Origin of the sequence: Bacillus tianshenii (assembly GCA_020524525.2) — a bacterium.
GTDB lineage: Bacteria > Bacillota > Bacilli > Bacillales > Bacillaceae_N > Bacillus_AV.
In genome coordinates, this window is record CP129018.1 from 400,135 (window position 1) to 422,596 (window position 22,462).

Genomic DNA, 22,462 nt, shown 5'->3' on the forward strand with positions numbered 1-22,462 from the left:
TTTTTCCACTGTATCATGTTCTAACGTATTGTTGTATTTAAATGAACGGAGGCACACATATGAATCGCTGTGATTGGGTAAATGAAGACCCGCTTTATATCCATTATCATGATTATGAATGGGGTGTACCGATCTACGATGATCGGCTTCTGTTTGAATATTTAAACCTTGAAGGGGCACAAGCTGGCTTAAGCTGGTATACGATCCTTAAGAAGCGTGATAACTACCGGGAGGCGTTTGCCCGCTTTGATCCTGAAAAGATCCGTACATATGATGAGGAAAAGGTAGAACAGCTATTACAAAATGAAGGAATTGTCCGTAACCGTAGAAAAATTGAGGCTGTCATCAAAAATGCCGATGCTTACTTCCGTGTTGTTGAAGAGTTCGGAACATTCCATGATTATATTTGGTCGTTTGTCGACCATAAGCCGATTCAAAATCAGTACCAAACGATTGCAGAAGTGCCTGCTTCTACACCGATTAGTCATGCCTTAAGCAAAGATTTAAAGAAACGGGGCTTTAAGTTCGTTGGGCCAACGATTTGTTATGCTTTCATGCAGGCAGTCGGAATGGTGAATGACCACCTTGTAACGTGTGGTTGTTATGTAAGGGAAGGTAAATAACAGAACCTCTCTCTCATTCTCGGTATAAGCTAGAGAAATGATGATGTTAAGGGAAAGGAGTTTGGTTTATTATTAGAAGGATTTCCTAAGGTCTAACAGTTTATAAAGCTGCTAGACCTTTTTTAGTTGAAAAAAACATAACCTTAAACAAGAACGTTGTACTGTACACTTTGAAAGAAAGTGGTTATAATTTGATATTGAGGTGATTTCCTTGGGAAGTTGTATAAAATAGGTGAATTAGCGAAACTTAGCGATGTATCAAAACGTACAATTGATTATTATACAAAAATCGGTTTATTAGACTGTCAGCGTTCAGAGACAGGTTATCGGTATTTTAGTGAAGAAGCAATTGAGGATATTAAATTTATTGAACAGTGCAAAAAGATGCATATGACTTTAGAAGAGATTAAACAAAGAAAATGCGTTCTACAATCTAGTGAATTTGATGAGGCAGTTGTATTACAGCATATCGAACATATGAAGGATGAGATGGGGCATTTAGAGACTGAACTTAAAGAAATGTACCGGATGATTAAAAATCTAGATGAAAGTGAACGGAAGGTTATCCTTAATCATCTCTCTCCGCAAATGCTCGGTTTAGTTCAATCATTAGCTCTTTTTATTGGATAACGTCATATGCTTACTATTGAATAATTTATAGTTGGAGTGTGAATTTTTTTGGATGATCTACCACTTAATTCGTTGATATTGTTAATGTCATTAATTCTGTTGTCTGCATTCTTTTCTTCTGCTGAAACAGCTTTTTCAAGTGTAAACAAAATTCGGTTAAAGCATTTTGCTGATGAAGGAAAACGTGGAGGAAAGAAAGCCCTGTATATTGCAGAGAACTTTGACAATGCTTTATCAACGATTTTAATCGGAAACAATATCGTGAACATCGCCGCTGCAAGTATTTCAGCCAAGTTAGCTACTGATTTATTTGGCGCAAGTAAAGGCTTGCTTGTTAGTACATTCGTTATGACGGTATTAGTACTTATCTTTGGCGAAATTCTTCCTAAATCACTAGCTAAAGAAAACTCAGAATCCTATTCGCTTGTGATTTCAGGTGTTCTATTCTTTCTAATAAAAATACTTACGCCGATTAATTTCTTCTTTTTAAAACTTAAAATGTTGGTGTCAAAGTATTTTTCGAAAAAGGAAGGGATGCCTTCAGTAACGGAGGAAGAAATAAAAGTAATGCTTGAGATTAGTGAAGAAGAGGGTGTCATTGATAAGAACGAAAGAGAGTTACTTCATCGTTCAATGGATTTCGATGACATCCTTACCGGAGAAGCATTAACACCACGTATTGATATTACGGCTATCGAGGTAAATCAATCAATAGAAGAAATTAAACAAATTTTCTTTGAAGAACGGTATTCGCGGATTCCTGTATACGAAGAACATATTGATAACATTATCGGTGTTCTATCAGAGAAAGAATTTTTCACACACCTACTGAAATATAACGAAGCAAACGTCAGAGAATTAATTCGAGAACCACTATTCGTAGTTGAATCTACAAAAATTTCAACATTACTGCCAACACTTCAAAAGAATAAAGTACACATGGCAATCGTTTTGGATGAGTTTGGCGGGACGGCAGGGTTAATTACACTAGAAGATGTCTTAGAGGAAATCGTCGGAGAAATTTGGGATGAGCAGGATGAGAAGATTAGCTCAATGACGCGAATAAACGAAAATGTTTATAAATTTGACTCCCAATACCAAATCGATGATTTTGCGGATTTAATGGATATCTCTCTACCTGATAGCTCCTATCACACGTTGGGCGGTTGGGTGATCGAGAATCTTGAAGCGATCCCAACTCAAGGGGATTCCTTTGAATATGAAAATCTTAAAGTTGTGATCGATGAAGTTGAGAACAGAAGGGTAAGAAAGATTAAGGTTGAGAAGCAAGAAAGCGTCATATAAGGTCTTTAAAAGTGAAGGAGCGTGTAAATAGATGGGGAAACGAATTTTCTTTTTCCTTTTGACGAACGTTTTAGTGTTAGTCACAATTGGTATTATTCTTAGCGTCTTCAACGTAGGAAGTTATATAAATGCTGAAGGCGGAATTGATTTTGGAACGTTACTAGTATTTAGTGCCATTGTCGGGTTTAGCGGGTCATTTATATCGCTTGCTATGTCTAGATGGATGGCAAAAATGATGATGAGTGTTCGTGTATTAAAACCTGAGGATTCCTTATCTGCTATGGAAAGAGATGTCGTTGAAAAGGTTCACCGTCTTTCTCGTGCCGCAGGGTTAACGCACATGCCAGAAGTAGGGATTTATGATTCAGCTGAGGTAAATGCCTTTGCAACAGGTCCTTCAAAGAAGCGTTCTCTTGTTGCAGTTTCAAGCGGATTGCTTCATGAAATGGATGATGACGCTGTAGAAGGTGTTATTGCTCATGAAGTTGCCCATATTGCAAATGGCGATATGGTGACGATGACGTTGCTTCAAGGCGTTGTGAATACGTTTGTTGTCTTCCTTGCACGTATTGCAGCGTGGGCTGTTTCACGTTTTGTGAAAGAGGACTTAGCACCGATTGTTCATTTTATTGCGGTGATCGTTTTCCAAATTGTCTTTTCCATATTAGGCAGCATCGTAGTGTTCGCATTTTCTCGTTATCGTGAGTTCCACGCTGACCGCGGTGCAGCTGACTTAGCAGGAAAGGATAAAATGATTCATGCTTTACAAAGCTTAAAAGCCTACACAAACCGAGTAACAAATGAAAATGATACAGCTATTTCAACGTTGAAAATTAATAATAAAAAGAGAAATATCCTATTCTCAACACACCCAGACTTAGATGACAGAATTAGTCGATTAGAAATGAAATAATTTATGAAGAGCCTTGGCCAATGAACATACGACATTTGTTCAATGGCCGAGGCTCTTTTTTTAGCTTTTTATAAGAACATTTGTCGAATTTATCCAAATTGTGGGATTAAAGATTATAATGAATACGTTTATAAAGAGAAGTGGGGGGATGGGATGCGTTTATTTTTAACCGTGCTGGCGATGGTGCTTGTAATGGCTAATAGCAGTGGAGTTGCCGCACAAGAAGAAAAGCCGATAACAATTGCATTTACAGGAGATGTGTTGTTTGCTGGCAGTATTAAGAATGCGATTAATCAACATGGGGTCAATTATCCATTTGTGTATGTGAAACAAGAGGTTGAATCAGCGGATATAGCGATGCTGAACTTAGAAACAGCGATTACAGCTTCGAATGATAAGTATCCGAAGATCTATAATTTCAAAGCAGCACCACATGTATTAGGGGGCATAAAACAATCAGGGTTTGATTTAGTGAGCTTAGCGAACAATCATGCGATGGATTACCGTGAGAAAGGCTTAACTGATACGATGAACCATCTAAAAGCATACAAGCTGCCTTACGTAGGAGCAGGGAAAAATAAACTAGAAGCCTACACACCGAAACGCTTCATTGTAAATGGAAAAACCATCTCGATCTTTGGCTTTTCGCACGTGCTTCCGTCTGTTTCGTGGTATGTACAAGCTAATAAACCAGGCATCGCAAGCGGCTATCAGTTGGATCGGATGGAATATTTAATTCGCAAAGAGAAAAAGGATTATGGCTCTGATTATGTGTTTGTTAATATTCATTGGGGGCAAGAAAAGAATCCAAATCCAGTTGCGTATCAGAAAACATATGCTAGGAAGTTAATTGAAGCTGGTGCAGATGGCATTGTTGGGCATCATCCGCATGTCCTGCAAGGCTTTGAATATTATAAAGGCAAGCCAATTGCGTATTCGCTCGGAAACTTTCTTTTTCCGTCATACGTAAGTGGAAATACAGCTGAAACAGGGATATTAACGTATAGCATACAGAACGGCAAGATTTCGATGAAGTTTACACCATATCAAATTCATCAAAATCAAATTATAAAAAAGGATCAAGCCTATAACGAGAAACTGTTAACGAAAATGAGAAATTTATCTGTTAATATCGCTCGTGACAAGACATGTTTCTTTCCGAAGTTTGAACAGAAGCTAAATATATGTGGAAAATAAGAAAACTTGCCAAAGCGGCAAGTTTTTTTATTCTTCCTGAAGCAGGCGGCCCAGCTTCTTCATTTCTTTGTTTTCTCTTAATTTTGCATCGAATGGATTTTTTTCTTGTGAGAAATCATCAACTGGGTTCATCGTAATGCTGAACTGTGTCCCGTTGCTGTCATTGTTGATTCCTTCTCGTGCACCGTCAGAATGTGGTGAGACCTCTGAATGTGTATTTCGCTTTTCGTTTGGCATGCAATCAGCTCCTTACGCATTAGGATAAGAAGCAGAGCTCAATCTTATTCAAATAATGCCTAAGCTGTTTAAGAAAACGATTAGAATTGTAATCGGAGCAACCCATTTCATTAAGAATTTCCAAGCGGAGTAGATGCCTAGTGAATAGGAATGGCCTGACTTGAATTCATCTTCAACTAGTTGTTGGTTCATTTTATAAGAAATGAAAATTGCGATTAACAAACAACCAAGCGGCAACAGAATGTTACTAACAAGGTAGTCTGTTGTATCAAAGATCCCTTTTCCGAAGAACGTAACATCTTGTAATACACTAAATGAAAGTGCAGCGGGGATGCCTGCGACAAAAACGACTAAGCCTGTTAGCCATGAAACAGCAGAGCGTGAACGCTTTCCGCCTTCTGTAAAGGCCGAGATGATAATCTCTAATAAGCTGAATGATGACGTTAACGTAGCAAATAGGAACAGTAACAAAAATAAGCTTAGAAACAGTTCGCCAAATGGCATTTGAGAAAAAACAGACGGCAGCACGATAAACAATAATCCTGGTCCTTCTGTCGGTTCAAGCCCAAATGCGAAGACAACAGGGAAGATCGCTAATCCAGCTAATAATGAAACGAAAATATTCATAATCGAAACAGAGCCTGCCGCGTATGGAATGTTTTCCTTCTTATCTAAATATGAACTGTATGTAACCATGCAAGAAAAGCCGACAGCTAACGAAAAGAAGGATTGGCCAAGTGCATAAAGAACAGACTCTCCAGTGATTTTTGTGAAGTCTGGCTGCAGGAAGAAGCGAATGCCTTCCATCGCACCGTCCAGCGTTACGGAACGAATGACAAGAATGACGAAAAAGATAAAGAGAAGCGGCATCATATATTTGCTTGCCTTTTCAATTCCGTTCTTAATTCCGAATGAAAGGACGATGACATTAATGAATAAGAACAATGCAAGACCTAACAGTCCGAGTGCAGGTGAGCCTGTCACTTGTCCAAACAGCTGTCCATAATTCATATCTGGCTCAATAATACGGCCGACGAGTGACAGTGCTGTATAGAGTAAGACCCAGCCGCCGACAACTGCATAGAAGGAAAGCAGTAAGAAGCAGCCCGCGACCCCGAGGCGTCCTGTAATTGTCCATATGCTATTGGGGGCAAGCTTATCATATGCAGAAACTGCTTCTTTCTTAGCACCCCGTCCGATAATAAATTCTGAAATGAGCATCGGCAGTCCGATCAGCAGAGTGAAGGCGATAAAAATAAGAAAAAAAGCGCCGCCGCCATTGGAGCCGGTGACATAAGGGAATTTCCAAATCGCTCCTAATCCAATCGCAGCACCTGCTGAAGATAAAATAAAGCCGAGCTTCGATGACCATTGTTCTCTCTTTCTACTCATAATAGTCCTCCCCTCACAATTTCCTTATAAATCTGTACGCAGATCCCAAAGCTCAGGGAAGAAACGTTGATCAAGTACTTTCTTCAAATAACCAACACCAGAAGAGCCGCCTGTCCCTGTTTTGAATCCAATAATTCGTTCAACTGTTTTCATATGACGGAAGCGCCACTGCTGGAGCCAATCTTCAATATCGACAAGCTTTTCTGCTAATTGATATAGTTCCCAATAAGTGTCGGTATCTTTATAAACAGTCATCCACGCCTTTTTCACGGAGTCATCTGCCTTGTATGGTTTCGAAAAGTCTCGCTTAAGCAAAGCAGGATTAACCGGCAAGTCTGCTTTTGCTAGTGCTTGAATCGCAACATCATAGATGCTTGGCTTATGGAATGCTTCTGTCAGCTTCGCATGTAGCTCTGGGTCTTTTTTATAGATTTTAAGAACGTGTGATGTTTTATAGCCGAGTGCAAATTCAATCATACGATATTGATAGGACTGAAATCCAGAGGCTTGTCCTAATGAATCACGAAATTCCATATATTCAGCAGGGGTTAAGGTTGAAAGAACATCCCATGCTTGGATGATTTGTGTCTGTGTTTTGGAAACACGAGCTAATTGCTTGAAAGCCGTCTGCAAGTCTTCTTGCTGAATCGCTTCAATTGCTGCATGCACTTCATGTAGAATAAGCCGCATCCATAGCTCGCTAACTTGATGGATAATAATAAAAAGCATTTCATCATGATGGTCGGAAAGGCGGTGTTGAGCTGAGAGAATTTTATCTAGTTGCAGATATTCTCCATATGTCATATTGTTTACAAAATCAGTGTGTATGCCTTTTTCTGATTCAGCAGCACGGTTTTGATGGTCGTTTTCATGATAGGTCATCGTGGTTTTCCTCCCTTTAGTTAGATTGGTCGAATGACAGCGCGTACAGGGCTTCCGTCTGCTTCCTTTAGCGGCAGAGGAAGGGCAATGAGTTCATAATCGCCCTCTGCTATTTCATCAAGCATAAGGTTCTCTAATATATGAATGCCATGTTCGTAGAGAGCATGGTGGCCGGTCATTTCCTTGCTGTCCAGCGGGTCGACTGATGGGACATCAACACCGACTAGAACGATGCCTTTTTCTTTGAGAAAGGCGGCGCCATCAGCAGTAATCGGCGGAATCTGCTCTGGAAAGCACTCAGGTTGATTTGGTACAGACGTTTTAAAAAGCACACGCGAAATGCCATTAAGATTCGCAGTGCGAAGAGCATCTTCATTTATTTTTGAAGCAGAAGAGACGTCAATCACTCGAGCTGGGCCGATAAAGACATTCAAATCAAGGTCTAAGATTCGCTCTCCATCATCGCGGAAGTGAAAAGGAGCGTCCACGTGTGTTCCAGTATGCAGACTAGTTGTCATGCTGCCAATATTAACTGAGCCGGTTACTGTTTTCGGAAAGGTAAGATGATAAGAAAAGGCGGTATCACCTGGCCAGTGAGCAATATTATCGTCTAGCGGCTGAGAGATATCGATCCACTGCGTTTGTTTGCTCATGCGATCACTCCACGTTTATTTTCAAATTTTTTGTAATGCTCGTCTTTCATAATTTTTTTCAACGTTTGCACAGTATGCCATACTTCTTCAAATGTATTATAGAGGGCAACAGGTGCCAAGCGAATACCATTTGGAGCACGGAAGTCTGGAATAATCTCATATTCTTTTAACGATTTACAAATCCGTGCAGCTTCCTTATGTGTAATAAAAAGGTGTCCGCCGCGCTGATGATTTTCGCGTGGGTTACAAATGGTAAAGTCGTATTCGCTTAGTTCATGCTCAAGCAAGTTGGTTAAATAGCTAGTTAACCGGAGTGATTTTTCACGAATGTTTTGGATACCTGCTTCTTCAAAGAGGGAGAGGGCGCCAATTAACGGAGCCATGCTTAACACATGTGGTGTTCCCATTTGAAATGCACCTGCATCTTCAGCTGGTGTTAACGAATGATCCATATCAAATTGTTTGTCTTTTCGAGAACTAAACCATCCAGAGAGACCAGGTGTTTTGCCGAAATGCTTCTTATTGACATAAAGGGCTGCCACGCTTCCTGGTCCGCCATTTATATGCTTATATGTACACCAAAAGGCAAAGTCCACACCCCAATCAGAAAGCTGGTGAGGGATTGAGCCAATTGAATGACAAAGGTCAAACCCGATGACAATCTTTCGTTTGTGTGCTTCCTCTGTCAGTCTCTTCATATCCAAGATTTGACCACTGCGATAAAGAATGCTTGATAAAACAATTAGCGCAACATCCTCATCCATCGCTGCGATAATGTCATCCTCATTTAAGGTATGACCATCACGGCTTTTAACTTGAATGAGATGCTCGGCCGGGTCGAACCCTTTTAGCTGAAGCTGACTTTGTAGAGCATAGATGTCAGTTGGGAAATTCAATTCATCTGCTAGAATTTTTGTTCGCGTTCCATTTGGTTGATAGAAGGTGGAGGCGAGCTGATGTAAGTTTGATGTTGTGGAACCGGTTACAACAACTTCTTCTTTATGTGCACCGATTAGTGGAGCAAAGCGGTCCCCTAACGTTTCGGATAAATAAAACCATGGATGTTCGCCTTCTGTCCAGCCGTCAATGCCATATTGCTTCCAAGCATTCATCACATCTAATAAAGATTGCTCAGCTCGCTTTGAAAGAAGACCGAGTGAGTTCCCATCAAGGTAGATGCGTTCTTCACTTAAGTAAAATTCATTACGGAATTGCGCCAGAGGGTCTTGCTGATCAAGCTGTACGGCGAAGTCTCTTGAAAACTTGTCTCGTTCATTCATTGCCTGACAACCTCCTAAAATAGAATATTCGTAAAATTAATATAATTGTATAATTTTCCTTACTGAAAAAGCAAGGACATGGCAGTCCTACTGGAAAATGACTTTTTAAAATGAGCGTTTTGTCGCTTTAAGCAAATTAATGAAGAGAAAAGGAGAGGTATGACTTGTTAAAAACGAACATTTTCATATTGACATAATAAAATAGTTCGTATAATATGTCTGTTGGAATAAGTAAGATTAGTTAATTCGTATATTCTCGGTAATCTGGACTGAGAGTTTCTACAAGGAACCGTAAATTCCTAACTACGAATGGGAGCTTCGTGTGCCCATTTTTAGTTAGGAATTTTTTTTGTGGAAAAAGGGCGGAGCTGCACGCGTAGTGTGAGTGAAGCTGGAGTGTGATCGTTCTTTGGAATGTAGAGCGTGAATGAAAAGGGTGCGTCGTTTCGCTCGCACCGCTTTAATTGAAGGTTCGGAGAGGCTTATGCAAGGAAGAGGAAAAAGGGCGGAGCTGCACGCGTAGTGTGAGTGAAGCTGGAGTGTGATCGTTCTTTGGAATGTAGAGCGTGAATGAAAAGGGTGCGTCGTTTCGCTCGCACCGCTTTAATTGAAGGTTCGGAGAGGCTTATGCAAGGAAGAGGAAAAAGGGCGGAGCTGCACGTGTAGTGTGAGTGAAGCTGGAGTGTGATCGTTCTTTGGAATGTAGAGCGTGAATGAAAAACGTGCGTTGTTTCGCTCACACCGCTTTAATTGGAAGTTGAAGAGGAAAAGTGTATTGGGGGTATAATCAGTGGAACGTTTTTTTAATTTGCAGCAGTTAGGGACGAATGTGAAAACAGAAATTATTGCTGGGATTACGACCTTTTTAACGATGGTTTATATTGTTGTTGTCAATCCTGCTATTCTTTCTGCAGCAGGTGTTCCGTTTGAGCAAGTATTTGTGGCGACAATTATTGCAGCAGCAATCGGAACATTAATTATGGCATTGTTTGCGAATCATCCAATTGCAATTGCGCCTGGTATGGGGATGAATGCTTACTTCACAAGTGTGGTTGCAACGCAGGGTGTGACATATCAAGCTGTATTTGGAACGGTCTTTCTTGCTGGGATTATTTTCTTGTTGCTTAGCTTTACGAAGTTAAGAGAAACATTGATTCAATCAATCCCGCCTTCATTAAAATATGGAATTACATCAGGAATTGGGTTATTTATTGCATTTATTGGACTTAAGATGTCTGGAATTGTTGTTGCAAATGAGGCGACATTAGTTGGGTTTGGTGATTTACATCAGCCTCATACGATTCTTGCAATTATTGGTTTGTTTGTAACGTTGATTTTGATTGCTCGTAATGTGCAAGGTGCGCTGTTTTTCGGAATGCTTGTGACAGCGGTTGCGGGTTATTTTACAGGGCAGCTCCAGTTTGATGGCATTGTGTCTGCGCCGCCTGTGCCGGTATTCTTTGATTTAGATATTGGTGGAGTATTCTCACATGGATTATATACAGTTGTGTTTGCTTTCTTATTAGTAACGATTTTTGATACGACAGGCACAATGGTAGGTGTAGCAGAGCAGGCTGGCTTGATGAAGGATGGGAACTTTCCAAGAGTGAAGCCGGCATTAATGGCTGATGCGATGGCAACAATTGTTGGGTCTACGTTTGGTACAAGTCCTTCTAGTGCATACATTGAATCCTCCTCAGGTGTGGCAGTTGGGGGCCGTTCTGGGCTCACGTCACTTGTTGTTGGGTTGTTATTCATTGTTTCACTTTTCTTTTCACCATTTGTTTCAGCGATTTCATCTCTTTCAGCCATTACGGCACCTGTGCTGATTATTGTTGGCTGCTTTATGATGGAAGGGTTAGCACGTGTGAATTGGAAGGTGTTTGATGAAGCGTTTCCTGCATTTGCGATTATCTTAACGATGCCATTGACATCAAGCATCGCGACAGGAATTTCAATTGGATTTATTACGTACCCATTAATGAAGCTAGTTAGCGGAAAAGCAAAAGATGTTCATCCTATTTTGTACGTGTTTGGCGTTATCTTTATTATCCAAATGATTTTCTTTCCTGCACATTAAGCAGAAGACAAAGGGCTTTGCGCTCTTTGTCTTTTTTGTCTTAAAAGTTCATTTTTCGTAGATTATTCATAGCATTTTTATTTCTATTGAATTATAATTTTTTAGAAGAATTTGTTAGAGGGGGATTTGAATGGAGATTGGTTTTCTATCAGTCTTGCTTTTTGGTTTTATATTAGGAATCAAACATGCGATTGAGCCTGACCATGTGATTGCGGTATCGACCATTGCAAGTAAGAGTAAGGTTTGGTGGCGCTCTTCGCTTGCAGGTGTCTTCTGGGGGATAGGACATACATTAACACTGCTGGTTGTTGGAGTTATCGTCATCCTATTAAAGGTTGAGATTAGTGAAGTTGTAGCGATGTCTTTAGAATTTCTTGTCGGCATTATGCTCGTTTATCTCGGTGTAACAAGTGTCATTTCGTATAAAGGACAACCTCATTCACATGAAGACAGCAAAGGATTTTCCTATGGAAAGTCATTGTTTGTCGGGTTCGTTCACGGCCTAGCGGGAAGCGCCGCGATGATTCTATTAACGATTTCTACAGTGGAAAGCTTAACTGAGGTTGGTTTGTACATCTTCATCTTCGGCCTTGGAACGATTGTCGGCATGTTGCTATTCTCTACTGTTATCGGCCTGCCGTTTGTCTTTAGTATAAAAAAAGGTAGTGTTAATCAAACACTTACAAGACTGACTGGTGTAGTTAGCGCAGCTTTTGGAATTTACTTCATGTATAACCTCGGCATCAATGAAGGATTATTTCAATTATGGATTCAATAGATTTAATTAAGCCAGAGATTACTCTCTGGCTTTAATGATCTCTTATAAAACGAGGGAGGCGCAGTTCTTTTGTAATAAGAATGCCAATTAAGATAAGTACTGAACCGATAATCATCTGGGTGTTCATTTCTTCTCCTAACAGTATCCAGCTGAACAGAAGTCCAAATACAGGCACAAGTAAAGAAGAAATGGTGACAGTCACGATGTTTACTTTCGTTAAAAGGTAGAACCAAACGGAAAAGCAAAAAGCAGAAGCAAGCACGCCTGTAAATAAAATCGTATAAATGCTCATCGGCGTTAGTGCAAGTGGCTTTTCGCTATCAATTAGTAAGGTTGCGAGAAAGATTCCAAGTGTCCCGAAGAACATCTGAAACGTCGTCACTTGTATTTTATCTTCATTTTTAAATTTCTTTTGGTGAAAAATGTTCGCCATTCCCCAAGAAACAGCTGCAAGTACAATGAGTACTTCTCCAAATACGACATTCAAATTCTGCGTTAAGAAGACATCCCACCCAATGATAAATAATAAGCCGACAGTTCCTATGCTAATTCCCAGCCATTTTTTCGATGTTACCTGTTCGTTTAGAAAGATCTTAGCAAATAGACTACTCCAAAGAGGCATGGAGTAAAGGATAACAGATGACTTGCCTGCTTCTACGAAACGCATGCCATACATAACGAGTAGGAAGACGAACGTTGTTTGCAGCAAGCCAAGCAGAAATAAATCAAATAACCGTTCTTTCTTCGGAAGTGGATTTCTTAGAATAAATAGAATCAGAAATAATGTGAAAGTGCCGACAGCAAAACGAAGCAAAGAAAATGTAAACGGCCCCATATATTCCAATGAAACTTTCATCAGCACCCACGAATAGCCCCAAATCGCGACGATTGCCAACACTAAAAGTTGAAGAGAGAGCTTATTTGTATGTGGCATCATTATTGTTTCACACCTTTTTAATATTATTAGAAATTAATCAGTTAGATGAGTTACTACAAACCTTCTCTCGGAGAAAAAGATTTACCCTTGCTATGTTTTTTATTCTATAACTTTACAAAATTACCTTGACATTTCAATAGAATTAAAATATTCTGAAAATAATAAAAAAAGAATAAACTTCTTCTTTTTTATAGATAGAAGAAGAAAAAACTTCTTTTAAAGGAGGGGATGAAGTGTTGGAGCAATTTGTGCTAGACAAAATAAAACATAACCAAAAGAATCTAACAAAGGCTCAAAAGCTTGTAGCTGACTATCTTCTTCATAACAGTGAAAAGGTTTCATATATGACAGCAGTGCAAATTGCGCAAGAAGTTGGTGTGAGTGAGACAACAGTTATTCGTTTAGCAGTAAGCCTAGGTTATCAAAAGTTCTCTCAACTACAAGAAGAATTTAGAAAAGAGCTTCTTAATCGCCGAACCTTGCAAAGATTTAAAGAAGCGAGTGAAAGGGCAGAAACAGATAGTATATTAGCTCAGAGCTTCCAACAGGATGTAGAGAATCTTAATTTAACATTGGAGCGTATTGACGAGAAGGAATTCGAAGCCGCGATCGATTCTATTTGTGAGGCAAGCAAGGTTTATACGTTAGGCTTTCGTTCTTCAACTACTGATGCTTTTTACTTAGGATTTACATTAAACAATTTAATAGGGAATGTCGAGCCTATTACAACGATAGGAACAGCGATGGATAGTTGTTTGAAGGAATGCGATGAAACAAATGTGATTATCATTTTCTCTTATCCAAGGTATACCTCGATTACAGTAGATGCTGCGAAGTACCTTAGTGAGAAAGGCTGTAAAATTATTGGTATTACGGATAGTCTCCAATCGCCAATTATTCAATATTGTAAGCAAGTGTTTTTTACTTCTATTGAATCTTATACACCATCAGACTCTCATGTTGCTGGAATTGCTCTTATTAATGCCTTTCTTTCGGCAGTCGGGCAGAAGCTTCCAGAACGTGTGGAAGAACAATTAAATGAATTAGAAGGTTATTTTGAGAAGATGAAGATATTTCATAATTCATGAGGAGGATTCGTATGAAAATTAAACGCAATTTTTTATTTGTTTTATTGTTAGCGCTTTCAATGGTAATGGCAGCGTGTGGAGGACAGCAAGCTTCACCTGCGCCAGATAATGAAGAAGGGGCAGAGGAACAACAACAAGGGACGCAAAATTTAACAATCGCCACGGGTGGAACGACAGGTACGTATTTTCCAGTTGGAACTGCTATCGGTCAAGCGATGAGTAAAAGTGATCAATTTAAAGTGACAGCGCAATCGACAGGTGGTTCAATTGCTAACCTTCGAATGATCAAACAAGGTGAGGTTGAGTTAATCTTATCCGCTGCAAATACTGGTTTTGCAGGGTATAAAGGAGAAGACCCTTTCAAGGAGCCAATTGAAAACATTCGAGCAATTGCTGGGCTGTATCCAGAAACATTCCAATTTATTGTGAAAAAAGATTCTGGTATGAAAACAATTGATGATTTAAAAGGAAAACGAGTTGCAGTTGGTTCGCCTGGTAGTGGTACAGAGCGTACGGGGAAATTAATGCTTGAGGCTCACGGGATTACTTATGATGATATTAAGCCTGAGTTTCTAGGATTTGGTGAAGCAGTTACAGCCTTGAAAGATGGTGGAATTGATGCTGCAATCATTGGTTCAGGTGTACCGACAGCTGCAGTTGTGGATGCTTCATCTTCTATGGAAATCGACCTGCTAAATGTAGATAAGGAGAAATTCGAAAGCTTTATCGAGGACGAGCCATTCGTTATAACAAATACCATTCCAGCAGGTACGTACGAAGGTGTTGATTATGAAGTAACAACAGCAGCTTCACCAGCAATGCTATTAACTTCAACAGAGATGGATGAAGAAGCTATCTATAACCTTACAAAAACAATGTTTGAAAACATTAACGTTATCCAAGAAGCACATGTGCAAGGTAAAAACATTTCACTTGATACAGCGCTCAAAGGCATTTCGATTCCATTACATCCAGGAGCGGAAAAATATTATAAAGAAGAAGGCAAAGACGTTAGTGGTATCGGTCAATAGTAAAAAGGGGGAGGCTCTCTCCCTTTTTTAATAAGAAAGAGGGTGAAATGATTGAGTAACCAATCTACCTTAAATTCTCAACAGGATGAAAAAGAATATGATTCTGAAAGTAAGGTAAGGGACTTGAAAAAATGGTTGAAAACAGTCGTAACCATTATTGCTGTCTCATTTTCATTATATCAATTGTATTCAGCTGGGGTTTCTTCCCTTCCAGCAATGCAGCATAGAGCGATTCACCTTTCTTTTGCATTGGTGCTGATTTTCATTCTGTATCCTGTAACGCAAAAAGGCAAAGGTAAGTTTCCGATTTTTGATCTCATACCAATTCTCGCAAGTGTCTCAATAGGTGCCTATATTACGATCAACTATATGGAATTAGTTTATCGGCAAGGTGCACCTACTACAATGGACCAAGTGATGTCTGTTATTGCAATTCTTTTATGTCTTGAAGCATGTCGTAGAACAATGGGATTATCGCTTAGCATTGTTGCTTTATGTTTCTTGGCTTATAACTTCTTTGGTCAATATTTATCAGGGCCTCTTGCACATAATGGCTTTACACTTGGTCGTATACTCGAGCATCAATATTTAACATCAGAAGGGATCTATGGAGTAGCGATCTATGTAACTTCGACCTTCATTTTTACCTTTATCTTATTCGGTGCATTTCTCCAAGTAACTGGTGGCGGAAAAGCGTTTATTGATTTAGCGTTTGCTATTACAGGTAGATATCGAGGTGGGCCGGCAAAGGCTGCTGTATTCGCAAGTGGATTTATGGGAAGTATTTCTGGAAGCTCATTTGCAAATGTAGCGAGCACAGGCATCTTTACTATCCCATTGATGAAGCAGGTTGGATACAAAAAAGAATTTGCAGGTGGAGTTGAAGCTGCGGCTTCTTCAGGCGGTCAAATTATGCCACCGGTTATGGGGGCTGCCGCATTTATCATGGCTGAAATGACAGGTATTTCTTACAATCAATTAATTGTATATGCCGCATTTCCTGCTATTCTTTATTTCTTCTCGGTGTTTCTTATGGTTGATTTTCGTGCAGCGAAAATTGGGTTGAAAGGATTAAGCAAAGAGGAAATTCCTAGTGTGAAGGAAACGTTAAAGAAAAGTATTTTTGTTCTTGTCGGACCTGTGGCGATTATCTACTTTTTAGTTGCTGGGTTTTCTCCTATTAAGGCTTCCTTCTATGCGGTATTAGTGGTCATTGCAGGAAGTTATTTTAGAAAGGATACAAGATTAACATTTCCTAGATTAATAGAAGCGCTAGAGTTAGGTGCGAGAAATTCGATTGGGTTAATTTCAGCCTGTGCTGTCGCTGGCTTAATTGTGGGTACTGTAACGTTGACAGGTATAGGGGTGAAGTTTGCTGATTTAGTAAACCTCTTATCAAGTGGCTCCGTATATATTGCATTAGTATTAACGATGCTTGCAAGCATTGTAATGGGAATGGGACTTCCGACTGCTGCTTTATATATAATTTTAGCGACGATGGCAGCTCCAGCCCTTGTGAACTTAGGAATTGCTCTGCCGGCAGCTCATTTATTTATTTTCTACTTTGGTTGTATGGCTGCAGTCACACCTCCAGTCGCCTTAAGCTCGTTTTTAGCAGCTGGTATTGCTGGTGGTAATCCGATTTCGACATCGATTCAAGGCTTGAAGTTATCCTTAGCAGCATTCTTGTTGCCGTTTGTATTTGTATTAAATCCAGCTATTCTATGGTATGAAACTGATTTATTACACTTTTCTGGAGTAGCGCTTACCTCAATTATTGGAATTATCGCCTTAGCAGCGAGCTTAGAAGGGTATATCATGAGCAAATTATTGTACTGGCAAAGAATTGTTTTATTTGCTTCAGCGCTATTATTGCTTGTACCAGGATTAGTGACAGATTTAGTTGGGGTGATAACAATTCTATGTATTATAGGTTTTAATTCCTTTAGAAAAAACCCTGTAGAAAATTCTAAAATTGAAAATCACTCTTCGGCTTGAGGTGATCAAATGTCTGAAACTGAAATGGTTGAAATTTTATTTAATGAAAAAAGCCTGAATGTTCCGAATGGAATAACTGTTTCTTCCGCGTTATGGACCTCTGAAATAAAGGCTCTGAATTATACCTATAAAAGTGGCAGTGTAAGAGGGATGTATTGTGGAATAGGCAGGTGTCAAAGCTGTCGGGTGTTTGTAAATGGTGAAATGAAACGATCATGCCAAACGTTAGTAGAGCCAGGAATGGTCATCCAGGAGGGAAATATGTATGAAAGAACGTGAACTTTCCATTATTATCGGCGGTGGAAAGTCAGGACTTCAACTTGCTGAGCAGTTTATTACAAATAATCAAGACTTTCTCTTGTTTGAAATGTCGCCTTTTATAGACGGTAAGCCAAAGAGACAGCATCAGAGATATTCCGCCGATGAACGGTTTCAAACGAATACGATTGTGCATGGGATTACGAAAGACTTAGAGCTGTTAATTGAACAAGAGGAGACGACGGCAACCATTCAAGCTTCAAACGTTTATGTAGCAACTGGAAGCTATGAAGAGCCGCTTGTTTTTTCAGGATGGACTTTACCTGGAATTATTACATCGCAAGCTGCAAATCAATTATTTTATCGAGATCGTGTTCCGCTCGGAAAACGTGTTGTATACCTATCCGCATGTAAGGTGGACGAAAAATTTTTCGTGGATATGATTCGTGAATATATTCATATTGACCTCCTAGAAGGGTATAAAATTTCAGAGTTAACTTGTATTCAGAGCTCGAACGCAACGCTTACTGTCTCGTATACATGTAATGGAAAACGACATGAGCTGAAAGATATTGATCTTGTAATCTGTCAGAATAGGAGATTACCTGCTTTAGAGCTTGTGAAAATGGCGGGAGCTAAAGTAGAAAAGACGACAGACGATATGATACGACCTGTACTTAATGAGCAGGGTGAATCTTCAATACAAGGCCTTTTTGTAGTCGGTAGTGCAGCAGGAAGGTCTGTTGCAAACTCTTAAAGATATAAGGTTGGGATGAGGAATGCTTCACTTAATTGACGAATTTTCAATTGTGTGTAGGTGTGAAGAAATTAATCGCGCTGAAATTGAAGAAAGCATTGATGCTGGCGCACGCACGTTAGATGATATAAAGCGCCTTACGCGTTGTGGAATGGGAGCTTGTCAGTGGAAGACGTGCAAAACAACTGTAGAGAAAATTTTACAACATAAATTACCGCATCAGGACATTAAAGCTGATACGCCTAGCTTAAGGTATCCTTTATTTCCAATTGAAATAAAAAAATTGGTGAGTATGAAAGCGTACAAAGAAGTTAAGCCACAACAGTATGGTGAAAATAATGAAAAAAGTGTATAAAACAATTATTCTAGGCTCGGGTATTATTGGCTCAACGATAGCTTACCATCTATCTAAGCAAGAAGACGGGATTTTAATTATCGATAAGCATGCACCTGCCTCTGGAACATCAAGCGCTACACAAGCGTGGGTGTGGGTTCATACGAAGAAACCGGACTTTTATGCTGAATTATCCATGTATAGCTCAGAGTTATATTTAAATCTCAAAAAAGAGCTTTCTTATGAATTTGAATTTCATCGTAGTGGGGGCATAACGCCGATCTTTACTGAGGAAGAATGGGAGAATGCTGAAAAGCTTGTTCAAACACAAAAGAAAGTGGGCATTAATGTGAAGCTGCTTTCTAAGAAACGCGCCCTTAAGAAGGAACCAGCTTTGAATCCTAGCATTATTGGTGCGATGTATAGTCCATTAGATGCTCACGTGAATCCTATGAGACTCGTGTATAGCTTAATAAAGGAAGCAGAAAAGAATGGGGTTCAAACCTCCTTTTATAATGAAGTTATATTTGCAGAGAAATTAGATGCTGGAGGATATAAGGTCGAAACACAGCAAGGGACATTTTTTGCTGAACGCCTCGTAATTGCAGGTGGGCCATGGGCCCCGCAAATTGGAAAGTGGTTTGATATCGATATTCCGATTGAGTTAGTTAAAGGACAAATTATGGTCACTGAACCAATCCAGCCGATTATTAAACATATTGTCAGAGGAATGAGACAGACGAATAATGGTGAGCTGCTAATCGGTATGTCGAGCGAGAGGACTGGCTTTGATAGAAGTACAACATTTGATGTTCTAAAGCAAAGTGCACAGCTAGCTTCACATCTTATTCCTGCCTTAGAGGATGTGAAAATTGTGAGACACTTTGCTGGTATTAGAGCTGTGCCGAAAGATAAGCTACCGATCTTTGGTGAGGTAGACGGGCATGAAGGACTGTTTGTTGCTGCTACCCATAGTGGGATAACGCTGGCTCCGATCATTGGACTGTTAATGACTGAAATTATTTCTGGTAAAGAGCCGACCATTTCATATGACCCTTATGACATTAAACGGTTTGAAAAGTCAAATAAAGTAGAGGTGTAAAATGGCGAATCTTCATTTCATGTATTTGTCCCAAGAAGATGTGAAAAAATGCGGTGCTTCAGATATGGAATTAATAATAAAACATATAGAAGAAGTTATTTCTCTTCATGAAAAAGGTGATTATAATTTACCTACAAAAACCACGCTTAGATGGGGAGATATTGACAGTGAAAAAACAAGCGGAAGAATTAATTCGATGCCAGGGTTTATTGGTGGAGAATATCAAGCCTCAGGGATAAAGTGGATTTCAAGTGCACCTCAAAATCCTTTTAAATATAACTTACCAAGAGCTGCTGGAATTATTGTAATAAACGATTCGGAAACACTTATTCCTGTGGCTATTATGGATGGAACCCTTATAAGTGCTATGCGCACAGGTGCTGTTTCAGGAGTGGCTGCTAAATATTTAGCAAAAACAAACGTAAACGTGCTTGGATTAATTGGGGCTGGGGTTCAAAATCGTACTCAGCTTATGGCAATGATGAGTGTCTTTCCAAGGATAGAGAAAGTGAAGGTAAATGACCTCAATAATGATCGTGCAAAAGCATTTTGTGAAGAAATGGCGGATATGTTTGATATTGAATTTGAAATTGTTACTGAAGCTGAACATGCTGTAAGAGGTGCTGATATTTTTATCACTGCTACTGTAACAGATGCACCCATTGTAAAGCCGCACTGGGTTGATGAAGGTACTCTCCATATCCACGTAGGTAGCCATGAATGTGAGTTCGATGTTTTGCACCAGGCAGATAAAATAGTAGTAGATGATTGGGAGGAGTTAAAACATAGAGGCGTTGAAACGATTTCAATCATGTATGCTCAAGGTGAATTTGATCCGAAGAATATCTATGCAGAATTAGGGAATATCGTAAATGGAAAGAAAGCAGGACGTGAAACGGATAAAGAAAGAATTTACTTCAATAGCGTTGGCATGGGAATTGAAGATGTTGCAATTGGAAAAGTTATTTATGAACGCGCAAAACAATTAGGTGTAGGCCAAAGGTTAAGTTTGTGGGAGTCGCTAAGCTTAGTTTAAAATCTATGAAAGTATTGGAGGTCCGATTTTCGGGCCTCTTTTTTATGTTAAGTAGAATATAGGGGAAACCCCCTATGGTATGAAGTGGATATTTTTAATATTATGAACATGTAAACGTTAACAAATAAAGACCTCACACACAACACATGTATTTTCATAAGGAGGGGTTGAGATGACCTTACATTATAGAGTCATAGTTGTCGGTGGTGGTTCAGCAGGCATTTCCGTAGCTGCTCGTTTGTTACGGGGGATGAACGGCCTTAAGGAAGATCTCGCGATTATAGATCCAGCAGAAAAACATTATTATCAACCACTTTGGACTTTGGTTGGCGGTGGAGCCGTTGATAAAAAAATAACCGAACGTGACATGTCTTCCGTTATTCCAGAAGGCGCACGGTGGATTCAAGAAGCAGTAAATGCGTTTCATCCGAAAGAGAATCAAGTGACATTAAGGAATGGGGAAATGCTTTCGTATGACTATCTTGTCGTGGCAGGCGGCATTGAGATTAATTGGGAGGCAGTTAAAGGATTAAAGGATGCGGTCGGAAAAGGCGGCGTATGCAGTAACTATACGTATGAAACGGCTGATTATACGTGGGAAACCTTGCGCAATTTCAAAGGTGGAAACGCTGTGTTTACTCATCCGAATACACCAGTAAAATGTGGAGGAGCGCCGCAAAAAATTATGTATTTAGCAGAAGATTACCTTCGTCAAATGGGCATACGTGACAAAGCCAATATTATCTTCGGTTCTGCTAATCCAGCAATTTTTGATGTGCAGAAATATCGTGATGCACTTGAGAAAGTTGTGAAGCGTAAAGAGATTGAGACAATGTTCCGTCATAATTTGATTGAAGTGCGACCAGAAACAAAAGAAGCGGTCTTTGAGAACTTAGAAACAGGTGAAGAGAAGATTATCGATTATGACATGCTCCATGTAACACCTCCCATGCGGGCACCAGAATTTATACGAAACAGTCCGTTAGCAGATGAGAAAGGCTTTGTTGATGTGAGTCCGTATACGTTGCAGCATACGAAATATACGAATATCTTTGGCTTGGGAGACAGCAGTAATCTACCAACATCTAAGACAGGGGCCGCGATTCGAAAACAAGCTCCTGTAGTGGCAAACAATCTTCTTTCTTTATTAAAAGGAGAAGCGCTTACCGCCTCTTATGACGGCTATACATCTTGTCCTGTCGTTACAGGCTATAAGAGTTTAATACTAGCAGAATTTAATTATAACAAAGAGCCGCAAGAATCTTTTCCATTTAATCAGGCAAAAGAACGGTACAGTATGTATTTAATGAAGAAAGACTTATTACCAGTCTTGTATTGGGACGGCATGTTGAAAGGGACAATTTAACAAAATTGTTGAACTTAGAAAGGAGGGAGTATATGTCTAATCGAGAATTATCAAATGTAGATTGGATTGAACTTCTTGAAAAAGACGAAATCCGTCAGTCCTTGCAAATATTGTTGGAAAAGCTTCCGCAGTTCGTTGACGCCATCCTTTCAGTAGAACAATTGCTTGAAGTTGCAACCGTCGTCCTAAAAGATAAACAAACAACGGAACAATATATTCAAAAGCTAGAAGGACTAAATATCAATGTAGACACAATCGAAGCACTGCTTCAGCTTATCGAAAAATTGCCAGTGTTAATGAAATGGCTGTCGAAGGCTGAAGAGGTTGGAACCTTTGCAGAAGCGGTAGTGAAGGATGAGCAGTCCCTTGCAAGTTTGAAGAATAGTGTGGAAGAGCTGATTAACCCTGCTAAAGGGAAGGCGCAAGAAGGTGTAAGCCTTTTAACAGAAGTGAAGCAGCGGGCAGAAAGTTCACAAGGACAGATTTCAATTTTCACAATCATGCGTTGGTTAAAAGACCCTACTGTTCAAAAAACTCTCTCATATGTCCAAGCCTTCTTAGAAGTATCTGCTAAGAGAGCATAAA

The 22,462-nt window shown here is 39.6% G+C and carries 22 protein-coding genes and 1 riboswitch; of the genes, 16 read left to right on the top strand and 6 right to left on the bottom strand.

What is annotated here, in order from left to right:
- Positions 1-59: 59 nt before the first annotated feature.
- The 5 genes from LC040_01920 (at position 60) to LC040_01940 (ending at position 4,668) form a co-directional block, all read left to right on the top strand.
- Positions 60-623 carry a DNA-3-methyladenine glycosylase I gene (locus LC040_01920; GenBank protein ID WLR51685.1) on the top strand — a complete coding sequence of 188 codons (564 nt, stop codon included), beginning with the start codon at positions 60-62 and terminating at the stop codon, positions 621-623.
- Between the two features lie 219 nt (positions 624-842).
- Positions 843-1,253, top strand: a complete 411-nt coding sequence (locus tag LC040_01925) for a MerR family transcriptional regulator (GenBank protein ID WLR51686.1) — start codon at positions 843-845, stop codon at positions 1,251-1,253.
- A gap of 48 nt (positions 1,254-1,301) precedes the next feature.
- Positions 1,302-2,558: a hemolysin family protein gene (locus LC040_01930; GenBank protein ID WLR51687.1), complete on the top strand. Its 1,257-nt coding sequence runs from the start codon at positions 1,302-1,304 to the stop codon at positions 2,556-2,558.
- 31 nt (positions 2,559-2,589) lie between these two features.
- On the top strand, positions 2,590-3,471 hold the full coding sequence (gene htpX, locus LC040_01935; protein ID WLR51688.1) for a protease HtpX: 882 nt from the start codon (positions 2,590-2,592) through the stop codon (positions 3,469-3,471).
- Positions 3,472-3,624: 153 nt separating this feature from the next.
- Positions 3,625-4,668: a CapA family protein gene (locus LC040_01940; protein ID WLR51689.1), complete on the top strand. Its 1,044-nt coding sequence runs from the start codon at positions 3,625-3,627 to the stop codon at positions 4,666-4,668.
- 27 nt (positions 4,669-4,695) lie between these two features.
- Here LC040_01940 and LC040_01945 read toward each other — a convergent pair whose 3' ends face one another.
- Genes LC040_01945 through kynU form a run of 5 tightly spaced genes read right to left on the bottom strand, consistent with a single transcriptional unit; the run spans position 4,696 to position 9,112 of the window.
- Positions 4,696-4,905: a hypothetical protein gene (locus LC040_01945; GenBank protein WLR51690.1), complete on the bottom strand. Its 210-nt coding sequence runs from the start codon at positions 4,903-4,905 to the stop codon at positions 4,696-4,698.
- A 48-nt stretch (positions 4,906-4,953) separates the two neighbouring features.
- Positions 4,954-6,297, bottom strand: a complete 1,344-nt coding sequence (locus tag LC040_01950) for a sodium-dependent transporter (GenBank protein ID WLR51691.1) — start codon at positions 6,295-6,297, stop codon at positions 4,954-4,956.
- Between the two features lie 24 nt (positions 6,298-6,321).
- Entirely contained in the window at positions 6,322-7,179 is an 858-nt protein-coding gene (gene kynA, locus LC040_01955; GenBank protein ID WLR51692.1) for a tryptophan 2,3-dioxygenase, read from the bottom strand.
- 20 nt (positions 7,180-7,199) lie between these two features.
- Entirely contained in the window at positions 7,200-7,832 is a 633-nt protein-coding gene (gene kynB / locus LC040_01960; protein ID WLR51693.1) for an arylformamidase, read from the bottom strand.
- On the bottom strand, positions 7,829-9,112 hold the full coding sequence (gene kynU, locus LC040_01965) for a kynureninase (protein ID WLR51694.1): 1,284 nt from the start codon (positions 9,110-9,112) through the stop codon (positions 7,829-7,831). The genes kynB and kynU overlap by 4 nt, the downstream gene beginning before the upstream one ends.
- 226 nt (positions 9,113-9,338) lie before the next feature.
- A riboswitch (purine riboswitch) is annotated at positions 9,339-9,438 on the top strand.
- A gap of 464 nt (positions 9,439-9,902) precedes the next feature.
- Between kynU and LC040_01970 the strand changes: the two genes are divergently transcribed.
- Both LC040_01970 and LC040_01975 read left to right on the top strand, forming a co-directional pair.
- Positions 9,903-11,192, top strand: a complete 1,290-nt coding sequence (locus LC040_01970) for an NCS2 family permease (GenBank protein ID WLR51695.1) — start codon at positions 9,903-9,905, stop codon at positions 11,190-11,192.
- A gap of 130 nt (positions 11,193-11,322) precedes the next feature.
- Positions 11,323-11,970, top strand: coding sequence for an urease accessory protein UreH (locus tag LC040_01975; GenBank protein ID WLR51696.1), 648 nt, complete (start codon positions 11,323-11,325; stop codon positions 11,968-11,970).
- Positions 11,971-12,001: 31 nt separating this feature from the next.
- Here LC040_01975 and LC040_01980 read toward each other — a convergent pair whose 3' ends face one another.
- Positions 12,002-12,907 (bottom strand): DMT family transporter, encoded by a 906-nt coding sequence (locus tag LC040_01980; GenBank protein WLR51697.1) that lies wholly within the window; start codon positions 12,905-12,907, stop codon positions 12,002-12,004.
- A gap of 233 nt (positions 12,908-13,140) precedes the next feature.
- On the opposite strand from LC040_01980, the gene LC040_01985 reads away from it, so the two are divergent.
- The 9 genes from LC040_01985 to LC040_02025 all read left to right on the top strand — a co-directional run bounded on the left by LC040_01985 (position 13,141) and on the right by LC040_02025 (position 22,461).
- The gene (locus LC040_01985; protein WLR51698.1) at positions 13,141-13,995 is read left to right on the top strand and encodes a MurR/RpiR family transcriptional regulator; all 855 of its coding nucleotides are present in this window, start codon (positions 13,141-13,143) and stop codon (positions 13,993-13,995) included.
- An 11-nt stretch (positions 13,996-14,006) separates the two neighbouring features.
- Entirely contained in the window at positions 14,007-15,026 is a 1,020-nt protein-coding gene (locus tag LC040_01990; protein WLR51699.1) for a TAXI family TRAP transporter solute-binding subunit, read from the top strand.
- A gap of 51 nt (positions 15,027-15,077) precedes the next feature.
- Positions 15,078-17,024 carry a TRAP transporter permease gene (locus tag LC040_01995; protein WLR51700.1) on the top strand — a complete coding sequence of 649 codons (1,947 nt, stop codon included), beginning with the start codon at positions 15,078-15,080 and terminating at the stop codon, positions 17,022-17,024.
- 265 nt (positions 17,025-17,289) lie between these two features.
- Positions 17,290-18,039: a hypothetical protein gene (locus tag LC040_02000; protein ID WLR51701.1), complete on the top strand. Its 750-nt coding sequence runs from the start codon at positions 17,290-17,292 to the stop codon at positions 18,037-18,039.
- Between the two features lie 22 nt (positions 18,040-18,061).
- Positions 18,062-18,394 (top strand): (2Fe-2S)-binding protein, encoded by a 333-nt coding sequence (locus LC040_02005; protein WLR51702.1) that lies wholly within the window; start codon positions 18,062-18,064, stop codon positions 18,392-18,394.
- Complete coding sequence (locus LC040_02010; GenBank protein ID WLR51703.1) at positions 18,378-19,475, top strand: FAD-binding oxidoreductase; 1,098 nt, start codon at positions 18,378-18,380, stop codon at positions 19,473-19,475. Before LC040_02005 ends, LC040_02010 begins: the two co-directional genes overlap by 17 nt.
- Positions 19,476-19,539: 64 nt before the next feature.
- Entirely contained in the window at positions 19,540-20,511 is a 972-nt protein-coding gene (locus tag LC040_02015; GenBank protein ID WLR51704.1) for an ornithine cyclodeaminase family protein, read from the top strand.
- A gap of 172 nt (positions 20,512-20,683) precedes the next feature.
- A complete protein-coding gene (locus tag LC040_02020; GenBank protein WLR51705.1) occupies positions 20,684-21,877 on the top strand; it encodes an FAD/NAD(P)-binding oxidoreductase in 1,194 nt (397 codons plus the stop codon).
- A gap of 32 nt (positions 21,878-21,909) precedes the next feature.
- Positions 21,910-22,461 (top strand): hypothetical protein, encoded by a 552-nt coding sequence (locus LC040_02025; GenBank protein WLR51706.1) that lies wholly within the window; start codon positions 21,910-21,912, stop codon positions 22,459-22,461.
- Position 22,462 lies beyond the last annotated feature (1 nt).